This window comes from Microbacterium sp. B19(2022) (assembly GCF_012030385.1).
In the GTDB taxonomy this organism is placed as follows: domain Bacteria; phylum Actinomycetota; class Actinomycetes; order Actinomycetales; family Microbacteriaceae; genus Microbacterium; species Microbacterium oxydans_B.
On sequence record NZ_JAAUVO010000008.1, the window covers coordinates 107762 to 132354 of the forward strand.

Genomic DNA, 24593 nt, shown 5'->3' on the forward strand with positions numbered 1-24593 from the left:
GTGACGACGGACGACAGGTCGGAGGGCGTACGGACATTTCGTGCGCCCTCCGGTCCCGCCGCGCTCGTGATCGGCTCGCTTCTGGCCCTGTTCCTGTTGGGCGATGCCGTTCTGCGGGCAGGGTGGGGGCCGATGCTCCTGCTCGCCCCGTGGGTGCTGCTGGTGCTCTGGCTCGTGTATGTGAGCTCCTTCGCCTCGGCCGTGCGCATCGACGACGACGGTGTGGTGGTGCAGAACCTGCTCCGCCGCATCACGTTCGGCTGGCAGCGCGTGCGCGCCGTCGACCTGCGGTGGCAGCTGATCTTCTCGCTCGATGACGGGACGGATCTCGCCTGCTACGGGGGACCGGCCAAGGCCGGCCCGTTCCGGATGCCCGCTCGCGGGGGCGACGGCGAGGAGAAGATGCCCGCAGGCATCCGTGCGCTCACCGAGATCGAGGAGCGCTGGGAAGCCGCGTCAGACACCGCAGATGCCCCGATCCGCCGCAGCTGGGATCGTCCGGCCACGATCGCGCTGGTCGTGATCGTCGTCTGGGCGGTGCTGGCCGTCCTCGTGGCGAACGCGGGTTGACCCCGAATCCTCTGCTCAGCCCGGCAATCCGAAGAGATCGGGCCACATCGCCGCTGCCCACGGGTAGCCGACGAACGCGGCCGCATCGATCAGGAAGTGCGCGACCAGGAACGGCATCAGGCGCCCTGAGCGCTGATACAGCCAGCCGAACAGCAGACCCATCGCGAGATTCCCGAAGAACGCGGGATAGCCCTGATAGAGGTGGTAGCTCGCGCGCAGCACCGACGTGCCGATGATGATCGACCACGGTCCCCAGCCGAGCTGCTTCAGCCGCGTGAAGAGGTAGCCGAGCAGGACGAACTCCTCCTGCAGTGCGGCCCGTGCGGCAGCGAGAAGGAGGACGGGCACCGTCCACCAGTAGGCGTCGATGCCCGCGGGATCGATCGCCACGGTCATCCCGAGTGCGCGACCGGCGAGGTAGAGGCCGATGCCGGGCACGCCGATGGCCAGGACCAGCAGGATGCCGCGACCGATATCGCGCCCCGTCCTGGTGCCGTCGAGTCCCAGCCGGCCCAGGTGCGGTCGGCGCGACTGCCAGAGCAGGAAGCACACCAGCAGCACGGGGACGAGCGAGAACCCGATCGCGAGCACCTGGTAGATGAGGTCGAAGATCTCCCGGTCGCTGCGCGAGGGATTCAGCTTCGCGACCTGATCGGCGATCGGGATCTCGTCGGTGAGGCGGTAGGCGAGCTGCACGATCGCGTACACGGCGGACTGCCCGAGTCCGAGCGCCAGGACGATCGAGATCTCCCACCGCAGCCGCGCGCGAGAGGGTGTGGGGGAGAGCTCGGGAAGGTCTCCGGAGGCCTGCGGTCGGGTCACGATCTCGATGCTACGACCTGTTTTCAGGAACTCGCCCTGAGCTTGCGTTATCCTGGAACGTCGGCTTCCCGGCAAAATCCCACACTCTTTAGGACACCTGCATGGCGCACGCCCTTCGCTCTGACCTCCGCAACGTCGCAATCGTCGCCCACGTCGACCACGGCAAGACGACTCTCGTCGACGCCATGCTGCGTCAGACGGGCTCCTTCGGCGAACATGCCCACGTCGATGAGCGCGCCATGGACTCGAACGATCTGGAGCGTGAGAAGGGCATCACGATCCTCGCCAAGAACACGGCGATCACTTACAAGGGCAAGCACGCCGGCGGCAAGGAGATCACGATCAACGTGATCGACACCCCCGGTCACGCCGACTTCGGTGGCGAGGTCGAGCGCGGCCTGTCCATGGTCGACGGTGTCGTGCTGCTCGTCGACGCCAGCGAGGGCCCGCTGCCCCAGACCCGCTTCGTCCTGCGCAAGGCTCTCGAGTCGAAGCTGCCGGTCATCCTGCTCGTCAACAAGACCGACCGTCCCGACGCCCGCATCGCCGAGGTCGAGGAAGAGGCGCACGACCTGCTGCTGGGCCTCGCTTCCGACCTGGTCGACGACGTGCCCGACCTCGATGTCGACGCGCTGCTCGACGTGCCGGTCGTCTACGCCTCCGGTCGTGCCGGCGCCGCGTCGCAGAACCGTCCCGCCGACGGCTCGCTGCCCGACAACGACGACCTCGAGCCGCTGTTCGAGGCGATCCTCGAGCACGTGCCCGCGCCGTCCTACGACGACGAGCACCCGCTGCAGGCCTGGGTCACGAACCTCGACTCCAGCCCGTTCCTCGGCCGCCTCGCGCTGCTGCGCGTCTTCAACGGCACGCTCAAGAAGGGCCAGACCGTGGCCTGGGTCCGTGCCGACGGCACGCACCAGAACGCGCGCATCACCGAGCTCCTGAAGACCCGTGCGCTCGAGCGTTACCCGGCCGAATCCGCGGGCCCCGGCGACATCGTCGCCATCGCCGGCTTCGAGAACATCACCATCGGCGAGACCATCGCCGATCCCGAGGACGTGCGTCCGCTGCCGGCCATCACGGTCGACGACCCTGCCATCTCGATGACCATCGGCACCAACACCTCCCCCCTCATGGGCAAGGTCAAGGGCCACAAGCTCACCGCTCGCATGGTCAAGGACCGTCTCGACAAGGAGCTCATCGGCAACGTCTCGCTCAAGGTCGTCGACATCGGGCGTCCGGATGCCTGGGAGGTGCAGGGTCGCGGCGAGCTCGCCCTCGCCATCCTCGTCGAGAACATGCGTCGCGAGGGCTTCGAGCTCACCGTCGGCAAGCCGCAGGTGGTCACGAAGAAGATCGACGGCAAGACCTACGAGCCCTTCGAGCACCTCACGATCGACACGCCGGAGGAGCACCTCGGCGCGATCACCCAGCTGCTTGCGGGCCGCAAGGGCCGCATGGAGAACATGACGAACCACGGCACCGGTTGGGTGCGCATGGAGTTCGTCGTCCCGTCGCGCGGCCTCATCGGCTTCCGCAGCGAGTTCCTCACCACGACGCGCGGCACCGGCATCGCGAACGCGATCTCGCACGGCTACGAGCCGTGGGCGGGCTCGATCTCGACGCGTCAGAACGGCTCCATCGTCGCCGACCGTTCGGGCGTCGTCACCCCGTTCGCCATGATCGCCCTGCAGGAGCGCATGTCGTTCTTCGTGCAGCCCACGCAGGAGGTCTACGAGGGCATGGTCATCGGCGAGAACTCCCGCGCCGACGACATGGACGTGAACATCACGAAGGAGAAGAAGCTCACCAACATGCGTGCGGCGAGCTCCGACACCTTCGAGTCGATGACGCCTCCGCGCCAGCTGACGCTCGAGGAGAGCCTCGAGTTCGCGCGTGACGACGAATGTGTCGAGGTCACGCCCGAGGTCGTCCGCATCCGCAAGGTGAACCTCGACGCGAACACGCGCGCCCGCGACACCGCGCGCCTGAAGCGTCAGGACGCCGGCTCCTGAGCCTGAGCCTGCTCCGAGAAGAGGGCCTCGTGCCGCCGAAAGGCGAGCGCGGGGCCCTCTTCTCATGTAAATCCCAGGTCAGGGATGGTTTTCACTCAGGTTGATGGTGCAGACTCGTTGGCTTGCGCCCGGGACGAGCTCCCGATGAGTCTCCTGCAAGGGCGTACGACAACCCGAAAGTCGAACCCAATGCTTCAGAAAACCCGTGCGCTTCGGCGCGCCTCCGACGCGGCGTCGGCCCGCGCCGCCGTCACCGCCCGCCGCCCGATGACCATCCTCGGAGTGACCGCCGCCACCCTGGTCGGAATCACGCTCAGCGTCGGTCTGGCCTCCACCTCCGCCGCGGCCGCCATGAGCCCGGCCATCGCCGTCGCCGCGCCCGCACTGTCCGGTGCCGAGCCTCTGGCGAAGATCACCGCAGACGCTTCGTCCGCGCGCGCGGAGGCCCGGAGTGCCGTCGCGGCGGCCGAGGCGGTGAGCGCCGACGTGGCGGCTTCCGGTCTCGATGTGGGCGTCTCGACATCCGTCGACACGGCCGAGCTCGAGAGCGGCATCGACAAGCTCTCCGACAGTGAGGTGACGCCGTTGCTCCTCGTGGGCATCGTCACCGACGACGTGGAGTCGGAACTGACGAAGGTCATCTCGGACACCGCGGATCTCCGCACCGCGCTCACCGCGGCGCAGGAGAAGCGCGCCGCGGAGGAAGCGGCCGCAGCGGCGGCCAAGGCTGCGGCAGAGCATGCGGCCGCCGAGCGGGCAGCCGCCGCGGCGCTCGCCTCCGCCAACACCGTCGAGGGTGCCAAGGCCTCCGCGCAGCAGCAGATGTCGAGCCGGTACGGCTGGGGCGGGGATCAGTTCTCGTGCCTGGACTCGCTGTGGACCAAGGAATCGGGCTGGAACTACCAGGCCTACAACTCCGACGGCGGGGCCACCGGGATTCCGCAGGCTCTGCCCGGCAGCAAGATGGCATCCGCGGGAGCAGACTGGCAGTCCAGTGCCGCCACGCAGATCGCCTGGGGCCTCGAGTACATCTCGGCGGCCTATGGAAGTCCGTGCAGCGCCTGGTCGCACTCGCAGGCGATGAACTGGTACTGAGACCGTGAGATCCCAACCCGTCGCCTGTCGCCGGCGGGGAGGGAGGCTCAGCGGAGCTCGGAGATGAGCACGGCGCTCGTGGCCGCTGTCGTCGCCTCGAAGATGTGCGGGGCGTCGCCGGCATACGTCAGATAGTCGCCGGGCTCGAGCAGCACCGGCTCATCCGCCGGTCCGATCAGGGCCTGCCCGGAGATCAGGATGACGTGCTCGATGGTGCCGGGGTGATGTGGGTCAGAGCGTCGGGCATCGCCCGGTTCGGCCTGGATCAGGTAGATGTCGCGTCGCGCGCCGGGAGGGCTGGCCGCCAGCAGGGTGGCGCTGTACGCGGCTGCGGACGACGGGACGCCGGCAAGGTCATCGGCGCGGATCAGCGTCGGGGCGTTGCTCTGCTGGTCGACGAGCACCGCGAACGGCACTCCGAGGGCGACGCCGAGCGCCCACAGCGTCTCGACGCTCGGATTGCCGGCTCCGGCCTCGAGTTGCGAGACGGTCGCTTTGGACACGTCGGCGCGGCGCGCGAGCTCCGAGATCGACAGGCCGACGGCCTCTCGTTCTCGGCGCAGAGTGCGGGCGATGCGTGTGCGGAGGTCTTCCATGCGTTCATCATGCCAAACGTTCGTTCGCTTGACTATCCGTTCGCGAGTGTTCAGAATTATCGTCATGTGTTCAGCGAAGCGAACAGAGGTCCTCGGGGCGGGCGATGACCGCCGAGCGTGAGGTCTGGCGCGAGGCGCTCGGCGTCGTGCTCGCGACCAGCGCCTACGGCGTCTCCTTCGGCGCGCTGGCCGTGGCGTCCGGACTCGACGTCTGGCAGACGTGCGTCCTCAGCCTGCTGATGTTCACCGGAGGATCGCAGTTCGCGTTCATCGGCGTCTTCACCGCGGGAGGCCTCGCCGCTCTGCCCTCCGCGGTCGCGTCCGCCGCCCTGCTCGGCGTGCGCAACGTCGCGTACGGGATGCGCATGTCGCCGATCGTGGGCGGGGGGCCGGCGCGCAAGGCTGCCGCTGCGCATTTCACGATCGACGAGTCCACGGCCGTGGCGATCTCGCAGAGCGACCCGCGGCTGCGCCAGGTGGGTTTCTGGGTCACCGGCATCGGCATCTTCATCGGCTGGAACATCACGACCCTCGTCGGCGCGCTCGTCGGTGACGTGCTCGGCGACCCGCGGACGTGGGGATTGGACGCCGCTGCCGCGGCCGCATTCCTCGCACTGCTCTGGCCTCGGCTCCGGCAGCGGCAGGCCATCGCGGTGGGTGTGGCGGCCGCGGTGGTCGCTGCAGCGTTCACCCCCTTCCTCATGCCGGGTCTCCCGGTGCTCGTCGCGGCCGTCGTGGCGATCGCCGTCGGCTGGTTCAACTGGCTGGGCGGCCGCGAGACGCCGTCGGGTGGTCCCGCCGGCATCCGAACGGAGGAGGCGCCATGAGCCTGTGGAGTGCGATCCTCCTCGCGGCGCTCATCTGCGTCGCGCTCAAGGCCGCCGGATACCTGGTGCCGCCCAAGGTCCTCGAAGCGCCTCGCACTGCTCGCATCTCCGACCTGCTGACGGTCGCGCTGCTGGCAGCGCTCGTCGCGGTGCAGACCCTCGGCGACGGCCAGTCCATCACGGTGGACGCGCGCGTGCCCGCCCTGCTCGTCGCGGGAGGGCTCCTGTGGCTCCGACAGTCGTTCCTCGTCGTCGTGGCGGCGGCTGCACTGGTCGCCGCGCTCCTGCGGCTCTTCGGCCTCGCCTCGTGACGGACTGCTCGGTCACAGGGGGCGCGCCGGTAAGATCGACGGGTGCGCGTGAGCTGGGTGTCGAGAGTGTTGTCGTGGGTCGCTGCGGCCCTGGTGGGCGGCGTCTATGGCATCGCCGGCACGATCGCGCACAGTGTGATGTGGGGACCGATCCCGGTGGGGCTCATCGTCGCCGCCATCGCCTGCGCGGCGATCCTCGTCGCCGTACGAGCACTCACCCACGACAGAGGGGCGGCGGTGGCAGCCGGCCTCGGGATGATCGGCATGCTGGTGCTGATCTCCGGCGTGGGTCCCGGCGGATCCGTCGTCGTCCCGGATTCCCTGAGTGGGCAGATCTGGACGTACCTGGTCGCGGGAATCGTGCTGCTCGTGATCGCCTGGCCCTCCTTCTCACGGGTTCCGGTCCGCACGGTCGCGCCTGCCGCGCAGGAACCCGAGCGCCACGAGTCGTAGACTGGAGGGGTGACGTATGTGATCGCCCTCCCGTGCGTCGATGTCAAGGATCGCGCCTGCATCGACGAGTGCCCCGTTGACTGCATCTACGAGGGTGAACGGTCGTTGTACATCCACCCCGACGAGTGTGTGGATTGCGGCGCCTGCGAACCGGTGTGCCCGGTCGAGGCCATCTACTACGAAGACGACCTGCCCGACGAATGGCAGGACTACTACAAGGCGAACGTCGAGTTCTTCGATGAGGTCGGCTCGCCCGGAGGCGCCGCCAAGGTCGGCGTCTACACGTTCGACCACCCGATCATCGCCGCGCTCCCGCCCCAGGGCGAGTAGGCGTCTTCCGTGAGCGTCCGCGACCTCGCCGACTACCCGTGGGACGCCGTCGTCCCCTTCCGTGCGCGTGCCGCTGAGCATCCCGAGGGCCTCGTGGACCTTTCCGTGGGATCACCGGTGGACCCGACGCCGGAGCTCATCCGTCGTGCGCTGGCCGAGGCCACCGACGCGCACGCCTACCCGCAGACGGTCGGCACGCCGACGCTGCGCGAAGCCATCGTCGAGTGGTACGCGCGGCGCAGGGGAGTGTCCGACCTCCGCGTCGACAACGTCCTGCCGACGATCGGGTCCAAGGAGCTCGTCGCACTGCTGCCCACTCTCCTCGGACTCGGCGAGGGCGACATCGTGGTGCATCCCCGTGTGGCGTACCCCACGTACGAGGTCGGCGCCCGCGTGGTCGGCGCGACTCCGCTCCCGGCCGACGATCCCGCCGAGTGGCCGGAGGGCACCAAGCTCATCTGGATCAACACTCCGGGCAACCCGGACGGCCGGACCTGGACGGTCGACGAGCTCGCTGCGGCCGTGCGCCGTGCGCGCGAACTCGGAGCCGTCCTCGCGAGTGACGAATGCTACGCCGAGCTGGGCTGGGACGGAATCTGGGCGACCGAGCCGATCCCCTCGATCCTCGACCCTCGGGTGACCGGCGGCAGCAGGGCGAACCTGCTCAGCGTGTACTCGCTGAGCAAGCAGTCGAATCTCGCCGGCTATCGAGCCGCGTTCGTCGCCGGCTGCGCGCGCGTCGTCGGAGACCTGCTCACGGCGCGCAAGCACCTCGGACTCATGCCGCCCGCGCCCGTGCAGCACGCCATGGCGGTGGCGCTGGGGGACGACGAGCACGTCGCCGCCCAGAAGGAGCTGTACCGCACCAGGCGAGAAGCACTGCGCCCCGCGCTGGAGGCCGCCGGCTTCCGCATCGATGGTTCGGAGGCCGGGCTGTATCTCTGGGCGACGGAAGGGCGCGATGCCTGGGAGTCGATGGGACGCCTCGCCGATCTCGGCATCCTCGCCGGTCCCGGTCCGTTCTACGGCGCGGACTCCTCGCAGCATGTGCGCCTCGCGCTGACCGCTCCCACCGAGCGGGTGCGAGAAGCCGCGCGCCGGCTCACCGCTTCGGCTCTGTAGGTTTTCTCCGTGAAGATCGCATCTGTTTGGCGGATGTCACAGTAGGCCTGTGTGCCTACTAGGCTGTAAAGGCGATTCGGTCGTGTCTCGACCTGGTGCCACAGCGCCGTGAGATCGCCAGTTCCGACTTGATCAAGATCTTGTCCGATGCACCGCGACCAGCGGGGTCGGACGCCAGGAGGAGGACCGCGTGAGCGCAGCGGCAGAGCAGACGGCGAAGCTGACGATCGGCGATACAACCGCCGAATTCCCGGTATTGCGCGGTACGGCAGGCCACGACAGCATCGACTTCTCGACGCTGACCCGGCAGACCGGCTACACCGGCCTCGACTACGGTTTCGTCAACACGGCGTCCACCAAGTCCGACATCACGTTTATCGACGGCGACAAGGGCATCCTGCGCTACCGCGGATATCCCATCGAGCAGCTGGCAGGATCGACGAGCTACCTCGAGGTCGCCTGGCTCCTGATCTACGGGGAACTGCCCTCGGCTTCCGAGCTGGCGGAGTTCGACGAGAAGATCCGTCGCCACACGCTGCTACACGAAGACCTCAAGCGCTTCTTCTCGGCTCTGCCGCACACGGCGCACCCGATGTCGGTGCTCTCGTCGGCGGTCGCCGCCCTCTCGACGTACTACGAGGGGCAGACCGACCCGCACAACCCCGAGCATGTCGAGCTGAACATGGTGCGCATGCTCGCCAAGCTGCCCGTGATCGCGGCCTATGCGCACAAGAAGAGCGTCGGCCAGGCCTTCCTGTACCCCGACAACTCGCTGAGCTTCGTGGACAACTTCCTCAAGCTCAACTTCGGCGTGCACAGCGAGGAGTACGAGGTCAACCCGGTCATGTCGAAGGCTCTCGAGCTTCTCCTGATCCTCCACGAAGACCACGAGCAGAACGCCTCCACCTCGACTGTCCGCCTGGTGGGCTCTACCGGCGCGAACCAGTTCGCCTCGGTCTCCGCCGGCATCCAGGCACTCTCCGGTCCGCTGCACGGCGGTGCGAACGAGGCCGTCCTGACGATGTTGGGGCAGATCCGCGACTCCGGCCAGAGCGTCTCGCGCTTCGTGGAGCGGGTGAAGAACAAGGAGGAGGGCGTGAAGCTCATGGGCTTCGGGCACCGCGTCTACAAGAACTACGATCCGCGCGCCAAGCTGGTCAAGGACGCCGCCGATGAGGTGCTCTCCTCGCTGGGCGTCACCGATCCGCTTCTCGACCTCGCGAAGGAGCTCGAGGAACTCGCCCTCGCCGACGACTACTTCCGTGAGCGTCGCCTGTACCCGAACGTCGACTTCTACACGGGCGTCATCTACAAGGCGATGGGCTTCCCGACCCGGATGTTCACGGTGCTGTTCGCCATCGGTCGTCTGCCCGGCTGGCTGGCGCAGTGGCGCGAGCTGCAGCTCGACCCGCAGACCAAGATCGGCCGCCCGCAGCAGCTGTACACGGGCTCTCCCGAGCGGTCCTTCCCGACGCGCTGAGCACAGAACGAGAAAGCGCCCCTTCCGCCGAAACGGAAGGGGCGCTTTGCTGTCGAGCTGCGTCCGCGGGTCAGCGACCCTGCGCGCTGCGGCCGCCCTGACGGGACTGTCCGCTCTGCGTGGAGTAGCCACCGCCCTGGTAGCCGCTGCCCTGGCCACCGGCGCCACCGGCGCGGGGGCGGCGACGACGACGTGCGGGCGGGTTCGCCGCACCGCTCTTCTCGCCACCGGCGGGACGCTGCTTGGACGACTGACGCTGCTGCTGCTGCGGAGCCTGCACGGGAGCCGGGCGCACGTGCGGGGCGCGCTCGGGGACCAGGGCCGTGACGGCAGCGGTCGTGACATCTTCCAGCGGAGCCGAGATAGCCGCCTTGCGCAGCAGGTCCTTGACGTCACGGCGCTGCTCGGGGAGCACAACGGTCACGACGGTGCCGGCAGCACCGGCACGGGCCGTACGTCCCGAACGGTGCAGGTATGCCTTGTGCTCGACGGGCGGGTCGACGTGGACGACGAGGTCGACGTTGTCGACGTGCACGCCACGGGCGGCGACATCGGTTGCGACGAGAACGCGCACTCCGCCGTCTTCCGGTGCGGCGGAGAAGGCGCCGAGGTTGCGCTCACGAGCGTTCTGCGACAGGTTTCCGTGCAGGTCGACGGCCGGGATGCCGGCAGCCGTGAGCTGCTTCGCGAGCTTCTTCGCCTGGTGCTTGGTGCGGGTGAAGAGGATGCGGCGGCCGGTGCCGGAGGCGAGCTCCTTCACCAGGGCGGTCTTGTTGTCGGTGGAGTCGACGACCAGCACGCGGTGGGTCATCTCGCCCACGGGCACGCTCTCTTCATCGACCTCGTGGCTGACCGCGTTCGAGAGGAAGCGGCGGGCGAGGGTGTCGATGCCGCGGTCCAGCGTCGCGCTGAACAGGAGGCGCTGGCCACCGGCCGGCGTCGCGGTGAGAATGCGGGTGACGCCGGGGAGGAAGCCGAGGTCGGCCATGTGGTCGGCCTCGTCGAGCACGGTGACCTCGATCGCGCTGAGGCGCAGGACCTGCTGCTTCATGAGGTCTTCGAGTCGACCGGGGCAGGCCACGACGATGTCGACGCCGCCGCGCAGCGCCTGCTCCTGCGGACGCTGGCTGACGCCACCGAAGACGGTCGTGACGCGCAGGCCGGCAGCCTCGGCGAGCGGGGCGATGGTCGCGGCGATCTGCGTCGCGAGTTCACGGGTCGGGGCGAGGACGAGTCCGCGCGGGAGGCCGGCGCGGCGCTGACCACCGGATGCGGCGAGGCGCGCCACGAGCGGCAGGGCGAAGGCGATGGTCTTACCGCTGCCCGTGCGTCCGCGGCCGAGCAGGTCGCGACCCGCGAGGGAGTCGGGAAGGGTGTCGCGCTGGATCGCGAAGGCCTCGGTCTTGCCGGAATCGGCGAGAACGGCGGCGAGCTCGGCGGGAACGCCGAGTTCAAGGAAAGTAGACATGCAGAAACTCCGTCAGCGCACGAGTGATCGGCGCGAGATAAGGGGTGAGGTGGGCGACGGCGCAGGAATTGCGCATCGGTTCGCCGTTCGAAATGCCAGCTCATGCTGGTGGTGGGAGCAGTTCTGCTCGCTTCGGTCCTCGGAGACCCCATGACGACGACGATGTTGCAGCACCGGCGGTGCGGACAACGGTGTCAGTCTACCAGTGCGTGCATGCCGTCGGCTGCATGCCGCCTCCACGCGCGGGTCGCGGGCGGCCGACGCACGCGCAGGGAAGGCTCTCAGGCGTGAAGGGCGTCGTTGAGCGTCACGCCCACGCCGGCACGGCGCACGGCCTCGACGGCGCCGCTGAGGGAGTTCCGGCGGAAGAGCAGCCCGTCCTGGCCGGATAGTTCTCCGCCCTTCACCGTCTTGCGTCCGCCGTCCGGCGTCATGGGGCCGTCGACCAGCACGATCTTCGTCCCGGCGGTCACGTACAGGCCCGCCTCGACCACGCAGTCGTCGCCGAGGGAGATGCCGATGCCGGCGTTCGCTCCGAGCAGGGTGCGCGAGCCGATCGACACCCGGTGCGTGCCCCCACCCGAGAGCGTGCCCATGATCGAGGAACCGCCGCCGATATCGCTGCCGTCGCCCACGACGACGCCCTGCGAGATGCGTCCCTCGACCATGGAGGAGCCGAGCGTTCCGGCGTTGAAGTTGACGAAGCCCTCATGCATCACGGTGGTGCCGGGGGAGAGGTGTGCGCCGAGCCGCACGCGCGAGGCATCGGCGATCCTGACGCCCGCAGGCTGCACGTAGTCGGTCAGGCGCGGGAACTTGTCCAGTCCCTGCACCTGGATGCCGGCGCGCTGGAGGTGCGGCCGCAGACGGGCGGCGTCGGCGGGGAGCACCGGGCCGGCGTTCGTCCAGGCGACGTTCGGCAGGTGGCCGAAGATGCCCTCCAGGTTCAGCTCGTTGGGGCGCACGACGAGGTGCGAGAGGGCGTGCAGTCGCAGGTACGCGTCGGCCGTGGAAGCGGGAGCTGCGTCGAGGTCGATCTGGAGCCGGATGATCTCGACGGTCACGTTCCGTCGCTCATCGGCGCCGACCAGGGGCTCGAGCGCGGCGACGGCCGCATCGTCTGCTGAGGCAGATCCCGTGCGGACATCCGGGTACCACGCATCGAGAACCGTGCCATCGCCGGCGATCGTGGTCAGGCCGATACCCCATACGGTGCGTGCGTCGCTCATCCCTCCACGCTATCGCGCCGGGAGGCGGGGGACTTCACGCATGACGGGGTAAGTAGGCTTGACCCATGGTGCTCGATCTGACCGCGTCCTCCGTCGACCTCACCCGTGCGATCTGCGACATCCCGAGCGTGTCCGGCGACGAGAAGACCCTCGCCGACGCGATCGAGGCGGCCATCACGCCGCTGACGCACCTCGAAGTCTTCCGCCACGGCAACACGATCGTCGCCCGCACCGATCTCGGGCGCGCGCAGCGCGTCGCCATCGCCGGTCACATCGACACCGTGCCGATCAATGCGAACCTGCCGACCAGGGACATCGAGATCGACGGCGTGCCCTATCTCTGGGGGCGCGGAACCGTCGATATGAAGGCGGGCACGGCCGTGCAGCTCAAGCTCGCGGCGGAGCTCACCGATCCCGCGATCGACATCACTTGGATGTGGTACGACAACGAAGAGATCGAGGCGTCCAAGAACGGCCTCGGCCTGCTCGCCGCGGTGCGACCCGACCTGTTCCGGGCGGATTTCGCGATCCTCGGCGAACCCTCCAACGGCGAGGTCGAGGGCGGATGCAACGGCACGCTGCGCGCGATCGTGCGCACGGCCGGCGTTCGCGCACACAGTGCACGAGCGTGGATCGGCGAGAACGCGATCCACCGTGCGGCGCCGATCCTGACGCGGCTCGCCGAGTACCGCGCCAGGGAGGTGCCGGTCGAGGGGCTCCTGTACCGGGAGAGCCTGAGCGCCGTGCGAATCGCCGGCGGCGTCGCGGGCAACGTCATCCCCGACGCGTGCGAGGTCGAGGTCAACTATCGCTTCGCGCCCAGCAAGTCCGCCGCGGACGCTGAAGCGCACCTCCGCGGGGTTCTCGCCGGCTTCGAGATCGAGATCACCGACGCCGCCGAGGGCGCGCGCCCCGGACTCGACGCCGAGATCGCGAAGCAGTTCGTGGCGGCTGTGGGCGCCGAGCCGCGCCCGAAGTACGGCTGGACCGACGTCGCCCGCTTCTCGGCGCTCGGCATTCCGGCGGTGAACTACGGTCCCGGCGACCCGCACCTCGCGCACCACGACGAGGAGCGCGTACCGCTCGCGCAGATCGACGCCGTGGAGCGGGGCCTGCGCGCATGGCTCACCTCGCGCTGAGCACGGCTCGCCGTTGGGCGCAGGCGCCGATCGCGCTGCGGATCGCGATCATCTACCTCGCGGCACGGGCAACGACCACGATCTTCCTGCTCATCGCCGCGTCGCTGTCGACGTCGTTCTCGCGCTTCGGGGCCGATGCCGGACTCGATGACTTCATCCTCGGCTGGGACGCCCAGTGGTACTGGCTGGTCGCCGAGTCCGGCTATCCGACCGAGCTTCCCCTGACCGAGTCGGGCGAAGTCGCCGAGAACGCCTGGGCATTCATGCCCGTGTTCGCATATGCGGCGAAGGCGGTGGGCTTCGTCTTCGGGTCCTGGGGAGTCGGCGCTCTCCTGATCTCGCTGGCCGCGGGGTATCTCGCGTGCCTCGCGCTTCATCGTCTGCTCCGTGACCGCATCGGCGCTTCTGCGGCGCTCTGGGCAGTCGTGTTCTTCGCTGCCGGGCCGATCGCCGCGATGTTCCAGGTCGGTTATGCCGAGACTCTGTTCCTGCTGCTGCTGTTCCTCGCGCTCGATGCGACGATCAGACACGAGTACGGCCGGCTCTACCTCCTGATCCCGGTGATGGCCTTCACACGCCCCGGGATCCTCGCCTTCGCCCTCTACCTCGGGTTGCACGGCGTCGTGCGCTGGTTCCGCCGGAAGACGGAGCCGCTCACCGGGCGGGAGATCACGCACATCGTCGCGCTCGGGGCGCTCGCGACCGCGGCGGGCTTCGCCTGGCAGCTGATCGCCGGTGTCGTCACGGGCGATCCCGGTGCCTATCTCGCGACGGAACTCGCGTGGCGCCGGCACTGGATCGTCGGCGGCGTCGACGGTTTTCTGCCGTTCGAAGGATGGGTTCAGGCCTCGCAGTTCTGGTTCGCGCTCTGGGGCATGCCGCAGTGGTGGGGGCCGGTGGCGCTCGTGCTCCTGGTCGCGGCGGCCGCCGTCGCCCTCCTGCGCTCGCCCCAGGTGCGCGCCCTCGGCGGTGACCTGCGTCTGTGGAGCGCCAGTTATCTCCTGTACCTCCTCGCGGTGTTCTTCCCGCAGTCCAGCACGTTCCGCCTGCTGCTGCCCCTCAGCCCGCTCTGGGGCGCCGTCGCGGTTCCTCGATCGAGGTGGTGGCGCGTCGGTGTGGTGGCCCTCTGCCTCCTGGGCCAATGGCTCTGGATCTACCACGTGTATGCGCTCGGAAGCACGTTCTGGCAGGTGCCCTGACGGTGTCCGGCGACCCAATTGTTGCTCGGTGACCTCCAGGTCCCGGTGACACCCGATAAACTCATTCCATACCACCGGAGGAAAGGGAGCCACGATGGCAGCGATGAAGCCGAGGACCGGAGACGGACCCATGGAGGCCGTGAAAGAAGGACGACTCATCATCGTGCGCGTTCCGCTCGAAGGCGGCGGCCGTCTGGTCGTCTCCGTGAACGACGCCGAGGCCAAGGAACTTCACGACGTGCTTGCAGCCGTCGTGGCACCGGCCTGAACGATCTGAGGTCCGCATCCGCGGACCGAAAGGGCGGTGGATCCTCGGATCCACCGCCCTTTGTCGATTCCGGGGCGTACCCGAGCGCGGCTCTTCTCAGTCGCGTTCGGCGAGTCTGATCAGCTGGAGCAGTCCTTCGCCTGCGGGTGACACGGTCGCCAACACGGCCGAAGACTCCTGCGTCTCCTGCACCAGCGAGCGGTAGGCCGACGTGACCTCATCGCGCTGCACCGGGTCGGCCACGCGGCCGCCGCCGAGAATCCGCGGCACCAGCACGATGCCGCCGGTGCGGGCGAGGCGGAGTCCGTGCTCGACGTACTCGATGATGTGGTCGGGGTCGGCGTCGACGAGCACGATGTCGTACGAGGACTCATTCATGCGGGGGAGCACGTCGATGGCGCGACCGGTGATGAATCGGACCTTGGTGGACGGCACCTTCGCGTCGGTGAAAGCCTTTCGCGCTGCTGCGAGGTGCTCGGGCTCGTTGTCGATCGAGGTGAGCACGGCCTGCGGCGCTCCGTGCAGCAGCCAGAGTCCGGAGACTCCTGCGCCGGTGCCGATCTCGACGATCGAGCGCGCGCCGGTCGCGGCGGCGAGCACGGCGACCTGGGAACCGACGACGGTGCTGATCGGCATCGCGCCGAGCTCGACCGCGTGCGCGCGCGCACGTGCGATGGAGTCGGGTTCCACGATGGACTCGCGAAGGAATCGCGCGTTCGCGTCGTGCTCGCTCATGGCCTGTTTCTCCCTGCCTGCCCGGTGGTCCCCTCCAGAGTATTCGCTCGGTGTACCCGCGGACCGCAGGCGCGACGGTAGCCTGTAGAGATGACGTTCGGGCTCACCTTCGAGAAGCTGCTGCTGATCGGCCTCATCGCGGTCCTCATCATCGGCCCGGAACGTCTTCCGCGAGCTGCCGAAGGCTTCTCCCGCATGGTCCGCAAGGCCGGCGAGTATCTTCGCTCGACCAAGTCCCGCATGCGCGAGGAGATGGGTCCGGAGCTCGACGATGTGGACTGGCGCAAGCTCGACCCCCGTCAGTACGATCCGCGACGCATCATCCGCGACGCGCTGTTCGAGGAGCCGCAGCCGGCCGCGACGCCGACGCAGGCGCGAGAGACGATCGCGGAGCCTGTCGCTCCCCGTGCGCTCCCGCAGGAGTTCAGCGCGAGCAACCGGCCTCCGTTCGACCCCGAAGCCACGTGACCCGAGGGCGGCTCGCCGATCGCGATGCCGTGGCATTCGGGTTCTCCGCGCTGTGCGCGTGCATCGGTGTGCTGATCTGGACGCTCTGGGTGTTGCCCGTCGCGGCCTCCGTGAGAGATGCGGACCCGGTTCCGCTGGGACGGGGGGAGACGGTCGAGCTGCGGGCGGGCGAGCGAGTCGGCATCTGGGGCAGCGGCATCTCCGCGATGCTGGGGACGTTGGAGTGCTCGGTGTCGGGCCCGGACGGCGCCGCTCTCCCTCAGCGCGGAGGACCCTCGCTGTCGTGGGACGACACGCTCTGGTGGATGACCCCGAAACGCGGGTTCGAGCAGCACACGCAGTTCACCGCTGCTCATGAGGGCGTCCATACCGTCACCTGTATCGACTCGCTCGACACCTACGACGGCGAGTTCCTCGTCGCCGGGGACGCCTTCGGGAGTGGCTCCATTGGACTCGGACGCACAGGGGGGAACGACTTCGCCACGGGGACGCTCCTGGCGTTCGGTGCGGTGTTCTGTCTTCCCGTCGCCGCGTTGCTGCCCGTCGTCATCCTGGTCCGCCGTCGGGTCACCAGACGGAGAAGCACGCGAGATGCCGAGCGCGCGCACGAGTCCTGGACGGAGTCGCCCGAGCCGTAGGAGGGCCGCGAACTCAGCCGATCGTCATCGGCAGCGAGCGGCCGGACAGGCCCCGCCCCTGCCGGGCGAGCGTGCGCGCCAGGTCGAGGATCGTCGTGGCCGCGGCATCCGTCGTCTCGCCGGCGACGATCGGGAGGCCGGCGTCGCCCCCCTCGCGGAGCGCGGGGCTCAGGGGAATCGAGGCCAGCAGCGGGACCGTGGCGCCCGGCTCGGAGAGAGCTTCGGCGACCGCAGCCCCTCCACCCGAGCCGAACAGATCGATGACCGTGCCGTCGGGGAGCGTGTACGCCGCCATGTTCTCGATGACGCCGATCACCCGCTGACCTGTCTGCCGCGCGACGAGTCCGCTGCGGATGGCCACCTCTGCGGCGGCGGTCTGCGGCGTCGTCACGACAAGGACCTCGGCGTGGGGGAGGAGTTGGCCGATCGAGATGGCGATGTCGCCGGTGCCGGGCGGCATGTCGATGAGCAGCACATCGAGGTCGCCGAAGAACACGTCGGTGAGGAACTGCTGCACCGTGCGGTGCAGCATCGGTCCGCGCCACGCCACCACGGCCTCGCCGTCGCGGAGGAACATCCCGATCGAGATGGTCTTCACGCCGTGCGCCACCGGGGGCAGCATGAGGTCGTCGATACGAGTCGGCTGCGTCCCGGCGGGGATGCCGAGGAGCCCGGGAATCGAGAATCCGTGCACGTCGGCATCGACGAGGCCCACGGACAGGCCCTGGTCTGCGAGTGCCACGGCGAGATTGGCGGTGACCGTCGATTTACCCACGCCGCCCTTGCCGCTGGAGACGAGGATCACGCGGGTGAGCGAGTCGGGCCCGAAGGGCATCTGGCGGGCCGGCCTGCCGTCGCGGAGCTTCTCGGTCAGCGCCTTGCGCTCCGCCGGCGTCATCACGCCCACTTCGACGTCGACCGAGGCGATGCCGGGGACGGATGCCGCAGCCTCGCGCACGTCGGACTCGATGCGCGCCGCTGCAGGGCAGCCCACGATCGTCAGGACGATGCCGACCTGAGCGCGGTCTCCGTCCACGGCGATCTCACGCACCATGTCGAGCTCGCCGATAGGGCGGCGCAGCTCCGGGTCCGTCACCGCGGAGACCGCGGCACGGACGAGGTCGGTCTCGGTCACGATGCGGCGCCCGCCGTCGGCTTGTCCCCGGTGTCTTCGAGCTCGGCGAGGAGAGCCTTCAGCTCCTGTCGGAGAACGTCACGCGTGACGGCCTGCGAATTGCGCTCCTCGAGCGCCATCCGCAGCGCCACGATCTCCCGGGCGAGGTACTCGGTGTCAGCGAGGTTGCGTTCCGCGCGCTGGCGATCCTGCTCGATCTGCACGCGGTCGCGGTCGTCCTGTCGGTTCTGGGCGAGCAGGATCAGCGGCGCGGCATAAGAGGCCTGCAAAGAGAGCATGAGGGTCAGGGCGGTGAAGCCGAGGGCGGCGTCGTCGAAGCGCAGCTCGTCAGGCCCCAAGGTGTTCCAGACGATCCAGGCCACGCAGAACAAGCTGAGCATGAGCAGGAAGGTCGGTGTGCCCATCGCGCGGGCCACCCACTCCGTGAACCGGCCGAACCGGTCGCGCGAGGTCGTGCGGGGCCTCGTCGTGCTGCGGCCGGGGGCATCGAGGCGCGGCGAGCGGGGCATCAGCGTGCCTCCTTCGCGGGGGACGGTGTGTCGCTGTCGTGCGATCGCCAGTCATCGGGGAGCAGATAGTCGAGCACATCATCGATGCTGATCGCGCCGACGAGCCGGTGCGCTGCGTCGATCACCGGGAGCGAGACGAGGTCGTAGCTCGCCAGCAACCGCGCCACCTCGGCGGCGGACGCGGTGACGGGAACGGGCTCGAGGCTGTCGTCCAGGATCGCTCCGAGGCGCTCGTGCGGCGGGTAGCGCAGCATCCGCTGGAAGTGCACGAGGCCGAGCAGGCGCCCGGTCGGCGTCTCGAACGGTGGCAGGGTCACGAACACGGCGGCGGCGAGTGCGGGGTGCAGCTCGTGACGGCGGATCAGGGCCAATGCCTCCGCGACGGTGGCGTCTGCGGAGAGGATGATCGGCTCCGGGGTCATCAGACCACCCGCGGTGTCGGGACCGTAGCGCAGCAGCATCCTGACGTCTTCGGCCTCTTCCGGCTCCATCAGCTCGAGAAGCTGTTCGAGTCGGTCCGGGGCCAGCTGGGCGAGCAGATCGGCGGCGTCGTCCGGTTCCATCTGGTCGAGGATGTCGGCCGCGCGCTCATCGCCGAGACGGTCGAGGATGTGCACCTGTTCGTCTTCGGGCATCTCCTCGAGTGCGTCGGCGAGACGGTCGTCCGACAGCTCTTCGGCCACCTCGATCATGCGCTGCTGCGGAAGATCGAGAAGGGTGTTGGCGAGGTCGGCGGCGTGCAGCTCCGAGTACGAGGCGACGAGCTGCTCAGCGGACTGAGACTCGCCCGGTGCACGCTGCTCGGCGACCTCGCTCCAGGCGGCGAACGTGGTCGGACCCTTCGCGAACGGCGAGGCGCTGGTCTTCGGGCGGCGGAGGAAGAGCTGACTGATCGCCCATTCGCCGAGGCGGTTCGGTTCGATCGCGACGTCTTCGATGACGGCCGTGCCGCTGCCGTCGGCGAAGCTCACGCGCCGTCCGAGCATCTCGGCGAGCACGCGCACCTCGCCGGCGCGGGGAGAGAAGCGTCGCACGTTGATCAGTCCGGTGGTGATGACCTGTCCGGACCGGATCGACGTGACCCGGCCGATCGAGAGGAACACGTGACGTCGCCCCGGGATCTCGACGACCAGGCCGATCACGCGGGGCGCCGCGGTACTTCGATACACGACGACGACATCCCGGACCTTGCCGAGCCGGTCGCCGAGGGGGTCGAAGACGGCGCACCCGGCCAGGCGCGCGGCGAAAACCCGTTGTGTGCTCACTTCTCCAGAGTAGTCGGCGGGTCCGGTCGAGGGCGGGATGGTCGCGCCTCGGGCCGTCGACGGGTGCGCGTGGAAGAATAGCCGGATGAGCATGCTGAACCGCCCCGCGAGCGGCACCGAGACCGGCGAGATGGTCGCTTCGACGCGCGACTACGAGAGCGCGCAGAAGACGGTGTCGAAGCTGATCGCGGGGGAGGTGCCGGCCAGGGACATCGCGATCGTCGGGCAGAGCGTGCGCACGGTCGAGCGCGTCACCGGAAAGCTGGGGTATGCGGCGGCCGCGCGTTCGGGCGCCGTCAACGGCGTCCTGATCGGCCTGTTCCTCTCGGCGATCCTCGTGATCGGCAACCCCGAGGTGCCGATCCAGCTCTTCGTCGGCTTCGTCTTCATCGGCGTCGCGCTCGGGATGCTGCTGAGCCTCGTCACCTACGCGATCGTTCGTCGCCGACGCGACTTCGCGAGCGTCACGCAGTTCGCCGCCGACCACTACGAGGTGACGGTGCAGGCAGCATCGCTCGCGAAGGCCCGTCAGGTGCTCGGCGCGACGAAGACGGCGCCGGTGCGGCCGCCCGTGAACCTCGACGAGCCGCCGCGCTACGGCGAGCGGATCACGCCCGGTGCGGTGACTCCCGAGCCCGCGGAGCCCGTGGTCCCGCCGCGTCCGGCCGATCCCGTCGCGGAACCACAGCAGCCGGACGGCGGTCCCGCCCCCGAAGCCGCCCCTGCGGCGCCCGCGGCCGACGAGGCCGAGCCGATCTCCCCGCTGCCCGTTCCCGAACCCGGCATCGTGCCCGGCTCGGATGCGCCGGAAGGTGACCGACGATGACGCTTCCCGAGCCCCATCAGCCGGGGGAGTTCGCTCCGCCGCCGCCACCTGCGCCGCCGGTGCCACCTGCACCGGCCGCGCCCCCTGCGCCGTCTGCACCGCCCGTTCCCCCTGCGCCGACCGTGCCGCCTGCATCGCCTGTGCCCCCGGCGCCGCCGGCTCAGGCATACCCTGCGCCTACGGCGCCCGCGGGATACCCCGCACCCGGATACCCCGCACCCGGGTACCCGGCGCCCACCTACCAGGCACCCGGCCAACCGGCTGCTGCGGTGCCGCCCGGGTATGCCCCGCCGGCGTACCCAGGACCCGGATATCCGTCGCAGACGTACCCCGCCCCCGGCTACCCCGGGCAGTTCCCCCCAGCGGTCGCGCCGGCGCGCGGTCTGCTCCCGTGGGCGCTCGGTTTCCTGGTGCTCATCCCCTTCCCGTTCATCGGAGGGCTCGCGTCGGGCCTCGCGATGGCTGTCAGCGGAGCATCGGCGCGACGAGCCGGCGGACCCGCTGCGGAGAACGCGCGATCGGCGTTGAACTGGGGACTGACCTACCTGATGGTGTCGACGGTGCTCCTCGTCATGCACTTCGTGCTGCTCATCACCCTGACCTCGCAGGGCACCGCGTCCACCGGGTTCTTCCCGCTGGGCATCCCCATCACGTTGTACTTCGCCGTCTCACTGCTCCACGTCGTGCTCGTGATCATCGGTACGGTGCGGGTGTCGTCGGGAGGCGTCATGCGCGTCCCCTTCGCCATCCCCTTCGCACGCGCCTGATGGCGACGATCCAGGTCGATCTCCCGACGGAGCCGACCGTGGTCAGCGCAGACTGGTCCGCGGGCGAGAACGGCATGACGGTGCTCGTCGCGCACGGTGCCGGCACCGGCAAGGGCCATCCGTTCCTCACAGGGTTCACGGAGGCCCTCGGCGGACTAGGTTTCTCCACTCTGCGCTTCAACTTCCCGTACGTGGAGCAGGGCAGGAAGATGCCCGGACCCGCGGCGCACGCCATGTCGACGTGGCAGGCCGCTGTGGCGTTCGCCCGCGCGCAGGAACCGGGAAACACGGTGTGGGCGACGGGCAAGTCCTACGGCGGACGCATGGCGTCCATGGCCGTCGCGGACGGACTCATCGTCGACGGCCTGGCGTACCTCGGCTATCCGTTGCACCCACCGGGCAGGCCCGAGAAGCCGCGCGTGGAGCATCTGCCGGCCATCGCGGTTCCGCAGCTGTTCGTCGAGGGGACGAACGACCCTTTCATCCAGCCGATCTCGCAGTTCGAAGAAGCGGTCGCGTCCTGTCAGGATGCCCGAGTCGTCTGGATCGAGGGCGGCGGCCACACCTTCGAGGTGAAGGGACAGAAGCGTCCCGCCTCCGAGATCGGCGAATCTCTCGCGCCGATCGTCGCCGAGTTCGTCCGCCGCTAGCAGGGCGAACTCGGCGACGTGCATACGTCAGAACGGCCGGGAACGGCCTGGTTTCCCCTGATCCACCCAGCGCGTGTGCGACTTGAGCGCGAGCAGCACGGCGAAGTAGATCACCGCGCCGGCGATGAGCGCTGCGACGGCGTAGATCAGGACGATGGCGAAGAAGCTGACGACTCCGAACATGGCGTCAGGCCTTCAGCCGGGCGATCCAGGCCTCGACCTCGTCGGCCGTGCGCGGGATGTCCGCCGACAGGTTGACCGGACCGTCCTCGGTCATGAGGATGTCGTCTTCGATGCGCACGCCGATCCCGCGGAGCTCGGCCGGAACCGTCAGGTCGTCGATCTGGAAGTACAGGCCGGGCTCGATCGTGAACACCATGCCGGGGGCCAGGATGCCGTCGTAGTACATCTCCCGACGTGCCTGCGCGCAGTCGTGCACATCGATGCCGAGGTGGTGCGAGGTGCCGTGCACCATGTACCGGCGGTGCTGGCCGCCCTTGTCTGCATCGAGCGCCTCCTCGGCGGTGACCGGAAGCAGGCCCCACTCGGCGGTGCGCTCGGCGATGACCTTCATGGCCGCGCCGTGCACATCGCGGAACCGCACACCGATCCGCGCTGCAGCGAAGGCCGCATCCGCTGCTTCGCGCACCGTCTCGTACACGCGGCGCTGCACCTCGGTGAACGTGCCGGAGACGGGAAGCGTGCGGGTGATGTCGGCCGTGTACAGGCTGTCGGCCTCGACACCGGCATCGACCAGGATCAGGTCGCCGGGGACGACGGTGCCGTCGTTGCGCGTCCAGTGCAGGTAGCAGGCGTGGGGACCCGAGGCGGCGATCGTGTCGTAGCCCTCGCCGTTGCCGTCTTCGCGGGCCCGGCGGTGGAACACTCCTTCGACGACGCGCTCGCCGCGGGCGTGGGCGACGGCGGCGGGAAGCTCGCGGATGATGTCGTCGAACCCGTCGGCCGTGATCTCGACCGCACGGCGCATCTCGGCGATCTCGAACTCGTCCTTGATGAGGCGCAGCTCGGAGACGAATCGGGTCAGCGCCTCGTCGTCTTCGAGCACGAGCTCGCCCGCCACGGCCTCGAGCTCGTCGAGGTGGGCGGTGGCGATGTCGAGGTCGGCGGCGACGCCGGCCAGGGACGGGCGGGGGCCGATCCAGAACTCGCCGACCGTGGCATCGGCGTAGAACTCGGTCGTCGTCCGGTCGGCACGCTCGCGGAAGAAGAGCGTGATGTCATGCCCCGAGTCGGTGGGCGCGAAGACCAGTACCGAGTCGGGCTCCGCGTCCGACGCCCATCCGGTGAGGTGCGCGAAGGCGGAGTGCGCCCGGAAGACGTAGTCGGTGTCGTTGCTGCGCTGCTTGAGGGAGCCGGCGGGGATCACCAGGCGCTTGCCGGGGAACGCGGCCGAGACGGCGGCACGGCGGACGGCGGCGTAGGCGGCCTGTGCGCGGGGAGCCGGAAGGGTCTCCGGGCGCTCGGCCCAGCCGGTGGAGATGGTGTCGAGGAAGCCCTGAGGGAACGGCTGCTTGCGGTTCGTGGTGCTGTTCTCGGCCGATGCTTCGACGGTGGGTTCTGCGATCGTGTCGCGCTCTCCGGTGCTCATCCCTCCAGTCTGTCATCTGCAGGGAGTACACGGGAGCTCAGCCGGCGGGCTCCAGCTGCACGACGAGCGCACGGTGGTCGCTGCCGCCGGCATCGTCGAGCACGACGGAGCCGGTCGGCGTCCAGTTCTGCGAGGCCATCACGTGGTCGATCGGCGCACCGGCGAGCGGCGGGAGCGAGCTCGGCCAGGTGCCGGTGACGCCGTTGCCGGTGCGCGCCGCCACGTCACGGCAGTAGCCGATGTCGCCGCCCTCCACGCCGAGTCCGGCCATATGGTCGATCGTCGCGTTGAAGTCTCCCGCCAGGATGAAGTCCCCCTGCGGGCACTGGTCGGCGATCCACTGCAGATCGGTCTGCCACTGCTGCATCTCTTCCATGCGCGGTGCGACCGCGTGCACGGCGACGATCGTGGGACCTGTGCCGTCGATCGGCATCAGGACGACGCTGGGCACGGAACCCGTGTTGCTGGTGCCGTCCTTCGCCGACTCGATCACGGAGTACTCGCCGAGATCGGGGGCGACCAGGACCGTGGTCTGCCAGGACTGCGGTCCGTCCTGCACATCGGGACGGAACTGCACGTGGTGCACCCACATCGGGTGCCCCTGCTCCCTCAGCATGATGGCGATCCGCTCACCGACCTCTTCGGTGGTCTCGGGCAGCGCGACCACGTCCGCGCCCTGGTCGAGGATGCGCTGTGCGATCACGTCGGCCGACACGGCCTCGCCCGCGGTGTTCCAGGTGAGCACTCGAACGCTGCTGTCGGTCTTCTCCGGAAGGGCGGTCGCTCCGAAGCCCCTGCTGGCTCCGATCAATGCGGTGGCGCTCGCTCCCAACAGCGCGACGATCAGCACCGACGCGGCGAACCCGCGAAGCGGCCGTGCGAACAGCAGCAGGAGGGCGAGCACCACGATGATGAGGAAGCCGCCGAGGACCAGGCCGCGGACGGAGACGAGCTGCGCGAAGGGATAGGTCTGCTCGAGGTGGAAGAACTGCGGCCACACGACGATCGCCGTCGCGATCGCGAGCAGCACGGTGAAGAGGATCCCCAGTAGTCGAAACATCCCCTCC

28 protein-coding genes are annotated in these 24593 nt (G+C 69.2%); 17 read left to right on the plus strand and 11 right to left on the minus strand.

Annotated elements, in window-relative coordinates; genetic code table 11:
• Positions 1–570 carry a PH domain-containing protein gene (locus tag HCX50_RS09245; RefSeq protein ID WP_091034149.1) on the plus strand — a complete coding sequence of 190 codons (570 nt, stop codon included), beginning with the start codon at positions 1–3 and terminating at the stop codon, positions 568–570.
• 15 nt (positions 571–585) lie between these two features.
• Here HCX50_RS09245 and HCX50_RS09250 read toward each other — a convergent pair whose 3' ends face one another.
• Positions 586–1392 (minus strand): CPBP family glutamic-type intramembrane protease, encoded by an 807-nt coding sequence (locus tag HCX50_RS09250; RefSeq protein ID WP_167633982.1) that lies wholly within the window; start codon positions 1390–1392, stop codon positions 586–588.
• A 101-nt stretch (positions 1393–1493) separates the two neighbouring features.
• Between HCX50_RS09250 and typA the strand changes: the two genes are divergently transcribed.
• Both typA and HCX50_RS09260 read left to right on the plus strand, forming a co-directional pair.
• Positions 1494–3407 (plus strand): translational GTPase TypA, encoded by a 1914-nt coding sequence (gene typA, locus HCX50_RS09255; protein ID WP_091034144.1) that lies wholly within the window; start codon positions 1494–1496, stop codon positions 3405–3407.
• Positions 3408–3596: 189 nt separating this feature from the next.
• Positions 3597–4502 carry a phospholipase gene (locus HCX50_RS09260; protein ID WP_205828952.1) on the plus strand — a complete coding sequence of 302 codons (906 nt, stop codon included), beginning with the start codon at positions 3597–3599 and terminating at the stop codon, positions 4500–4502.
• Between the two features lie 47 nt (positions 4503–4549).
• On the opposite strand, the gene HCX50_RS09265 is transcribed toward HCX50_RS09260, so the two are convergent.
• The gene (locus HCX50_RS09265; RefSeq protein ID WP_167633984.1) at positions 4550–5098 is read right to left on the minus strand and encodes a helix-turn-helix domain-containing protein; all 549 of its coding nucleotides are present in this window, start codon (positions 5096–5098) and stop codon (positions 4550–4552) included.
• A 104-nt stretch (positions 5099–5202) separates the two neighbouring features.
• On the opposite strand from HCX50_RS09265, the gene HCX50_RS09270 reads away from it, so the two are divergent.
• From HCX50_RS09270 to HCX50_RS09295, 6 genes are all read left to right on the plus strand, one after another.
• A complete protein-coding gene (locus HCX50_RS09270) occupies positions 5203–5925 on the plus strand; it encodes an AzlC family ABC transporter permease (protein ID WP_091034140.1) in 723 nt (240 codons plus the stop codon).
• Complete coding sequence (locus tag HCX50_RS09275; RefSeq protein WP_091034138.1) at positions 5922–6236, plus strand: AzlD domain-containing protein; 315 nt, start codon at positions 5922–5924, stop codon at positions 6234–6236. Before HCX50_RS09270 ends, HCX50_RS09275 begins: the two co-directional genes overlap by 4 nt.
• Before the next feature lie 42 nt (positions 6237–6278).
• Complete coding sequence (locus tag HCX50_RS09280) at positions 6279–6689, plus strand: hypothetical protein (RefSeq protein WP_029262902.1); 411 nt, start codon at positions 6279–6281, stop codon at positions 6687–6689.
• A gap of 9 nt (positions 6690–6698) precedes the next feature.
• A complete protein-coding gene (gene fdxA, locus HCX50_RS09285) occupies positions 6699–7019 on the plus strand; it encodes a ferredoxin (protein ID WP_167633986.1) in 321 nt (106 codons plus the stop codon).
• A gap of 9 nt (positions 7020–7028) precedes the next feature.
• The gene (gene dapC, locus HCX50_RS09290) at positions 7029–8141 is read left to right on the plus strand and encodes a succinyldiaminopimelate transaminase (protein WP_091034135.1); all 1113 of its coding nucleotides are present in this window, start codon (positions 7029–7031) and stop codon (positions 8139–8141) included.
• 190 nt (positions 8142–8331) lie between these two features.
• A complete protein-coding gene (locus HCX50_RS09295) occupies positions 8332–9621 on the plus strand; it encodes a citrate synthase (RefSeq protein WP_081859847.1) in 1290 nt (429 codons plus the stop codon).
• A 70-nt stretch (positions 9622–9691) separates the two neighbouring features.
• Here HCX50_RS09295 and HCX50_RS09300 read toward each other — a convergent pair whose 3' ends face one another.
• On the minus strand, positions 9692–11089 hold the full coding sequence (locus HCX50_RS09300) for a DEAD/DEAH box helicase (protein ID WP_167633988.1): 1398 nt from the start codon (positions 11087–11089) through the stop codon (positions 9692–9694).
• Positions 11090–11370: 281 nt separating this feature from the next.
• Positions 11371–12318, minus strand: coding sequence for a 2,3,4,5-tetrahydropyridine-2,6-dicarboxylate N-succinyltransferase (gene dapD / locus HCX50_RS09305; protein ID WP_167633990.1), 948 nt, complete (start codon positions 12316–12318; stop codon positions 11371–11373).
• Between the two features lie 65 nt (positions 12319–12383).
• Here dapD and dapE point away from each other — a divergent pair, with 65 nt between their 5' ends.
• From dapE to HCX50_RS09320, 3 genes are all read left to right on the plus strand, one after another.
• The gene (gene dapE / locus HCX50_RS09310) at positions 12384–13457 is read left to right on the plus strand and encodes a succinyl-diaminopimelate desuccinylase (RefSeq protein WP_167633992.1); all 1074 of its coding nucleotides are present in this window, start codon (positions 12384–12386) and stop codon (positions 13455–13457) included.
• Positions 13439–14656 (plus strand): hypothetical protein, encoded by a 1218-nt coding sequence (locus tag HCX50_RS09315; protein ID WP_167633994.1) that lies wholly within the window; start codon positions 13439–13441, stop codon positions 14654–14656. The genes dapE and HCX50_RS09315 overlap by 19 nt, the downstream gene beginning before the upstream one ends.
• A 94-nt stretch (positions 14657–14750) precedes the next feature.
• The gene (locus HCX50_RS09320) at positions 14751–14924 is read left to right on the plus strand and encodes a DUF3117 domain-containing protein (RefSeq protein WP_017203323.1); all 174 of its coding nucleotides are present in this window, start codon (positions 14751–14753) and stop codon (positions 14922–14924) included.
• A gap of 96 nt (positions 14925–15020) precedes the next feature.
• On the opposite strand, the gene HCX50_RS09325 is transcribed toward HCX50_RS09320, so the two are convergent.
• On the minus strand, positions 15021–15659 hold the full coding sequence (locus HCX50_RS09325; RefSeq protein WP_167633996.1) for an O-methyltransferase: 639 nt from the start codon (positions 15657–15659) through the stop codon (positions 15021–15023).
• A gap of 90 nt (positions 15660–15749) precedes the next feature.
• On the opposite strand from HCX50_RS09325, the gene HCX50_RS09330 reads away from it, so the two are divergent.
• Both HCX50_RS09330 and HCX50_RS09335 read left to right on the plus strand, forming a co-directional pair.
• Complete coding sequence (locus tag HCX50_RS09330) at positions 15750–16127, plus strand: twin-arginine translocase TatA/TatE family subunit (RefSeq protein WP_091034118.1); 378 nt, start codon at positions 15750–15752, stop codon at positions 16125–16127.
• Complete coding sequence (locus HCX50_RS09335) at positions 16124–16765, plus strand: hypothetical protein (protein ID WP_167633998.1); 642 nt, start codon at positions 16124–16126, stop codon at positions 16763–16765. The genes HCX50_RS09330 and HCX50_RS09335 overlap by 4 nt, the downstream gene beginning before the upstream one ends.
• Positions 16766–16778: 13 nt before the next feature.
• Here the strand turns inward: HCX50_RS09335 and HCX50_RS09340 are convergent, their stop codons facing one another.
• The 3 genes from HCX50_RS09340 to HCX50_RS09350 are packed head-to-tail and all read right to left on the minus strand — an operon-like array spanning position 16779 to position 19674.
• Entirely contained in the window at positions 16779–17900 is a 1122-nt protein-coding gene (locus tag HCX50_RS09340) for a P-loop NTPase (RefSeq protein WP_167634000.1), read from the minus strand.
• Positions 17897–18409 carry a DUF1003 domain-containing protein gene (locus tag HCX50_RS09345; RefSeq protein ID WP_091034110.1) on the minus strand — a complete coding sequence of 171 codons (513 nt, stop codon included), beginning with the start codon at positions 18407–18409 and terminating at the stop codon, positions 17897–17899. Before HCX50_RS09345 ends, HCX50_RS09340 begins: the two co-directional genes overlap by 4 nt.
• Entirely contained in the window at positions 18409–19674 is a 1266-nt protein-coding gene (locus tag HCX50_RS09350; RefSeq protein WP_091034547.1) for a magnesium transporter MgtE N-terminal domain-containing protein, read from the minus strand. Before HCX50_RS09350 ends, HCX50_RS09345 begins: the two co-directional genes overlap by 1 nt.
• Positions 19675–19759: 85 nt before the next feature.
• Between HCX50_RS09350 and HCX50_RS09355 the strand changes: the two genes are divergently transcribed.
• The 3 genes from HCX50_RS09355 (at position 19760) to HCX50_RS09365 (ending at position 21917) form a co-directional block, all read left to right on the plus strand.
• Positions 19760–20500, plus strand: coding sequence for a general stress protein (locus HCX50_RS09355; RefSeq protein WP_237682423.1), 741 nt, complete (start codon positions 19760–19762; stop codon positions 20498–20500).
• A 410-nt stretch (positions 20501–20910) separates the two neighbouring features.
• Positions 20911–21267 carry a DUF4870 domain-containing protein gene (locus HCX50_RS20175; RefSeq protein ID WP_140403348.1) on the plus strand — a complete coding sequence of 119 codons (357 nt, stop codon included), beginning with the start codon at positions 20911–20913 and terminating at the stop codon, positions 21265–21267.
• Positions 21267–21917, plus strand: coding sequence for an alpha/beta hydrolase family protein (locus tag HCX50_RS09365; protein WP_091034104.1), 651 nt, complete (start codon positions 21267–21269; stop codon positions 21915–21917). Before HCX50_RS20175 ends, HCX50_RS09365 begins: the two co-directional genes overlap by 1 nt.
• Positions 21918–21944: 27 nt before the next feature.
• Here the strand turns inward: HCX50_RS09365 and HCX50_RS09370 are convergent, their stop codons facing one another.
• Genes HCX50_RS09370 through HCX50_RS09380 form a run of 3 tightly spaced genes read right to left on the minus strand, consistent with a single transcriptional unit; the run spans position 21945 to position 24586 of the window.
• Complete coding sequence (locus HCX50_RS09370; protein WP_167381614.1) at positions 21945–22100, minus strand: hypothetical protein; 156 nt, start codon at positions 22098–22100, stop codon at positions 21945–21947.
• 4 nt (positions 22101–22104) lie between these two features.
• Positions 22105–23526 carry an aminopeptidase P family protein gene (locus HCX50_RS09375; protein ID WP_091034101.1) on the minus strand — a complete coding sequence of 474 codons (1422 nt, stop codon included), beginning with the start codon at positions 23524–23526 and terminating at the stop codon, positions 22105–22107.
• 37 nt (positions 23527–23563) lie between these two features.
• Positions 23564–24586 carry an endonuclease/exonuclease/phosphatase family protein gene (locus HCX50_RS09380; protein ID WP_167634002.1) on the minus strand — a complete coding sequence of 341 codons (1023 nt, stop codon included), beginning with the start codon at positions 24584–24586 and terminating at the stop codon, positions 23564–23566.
• Positions 24587–24593: the final 7 nt, after the last annotated feature.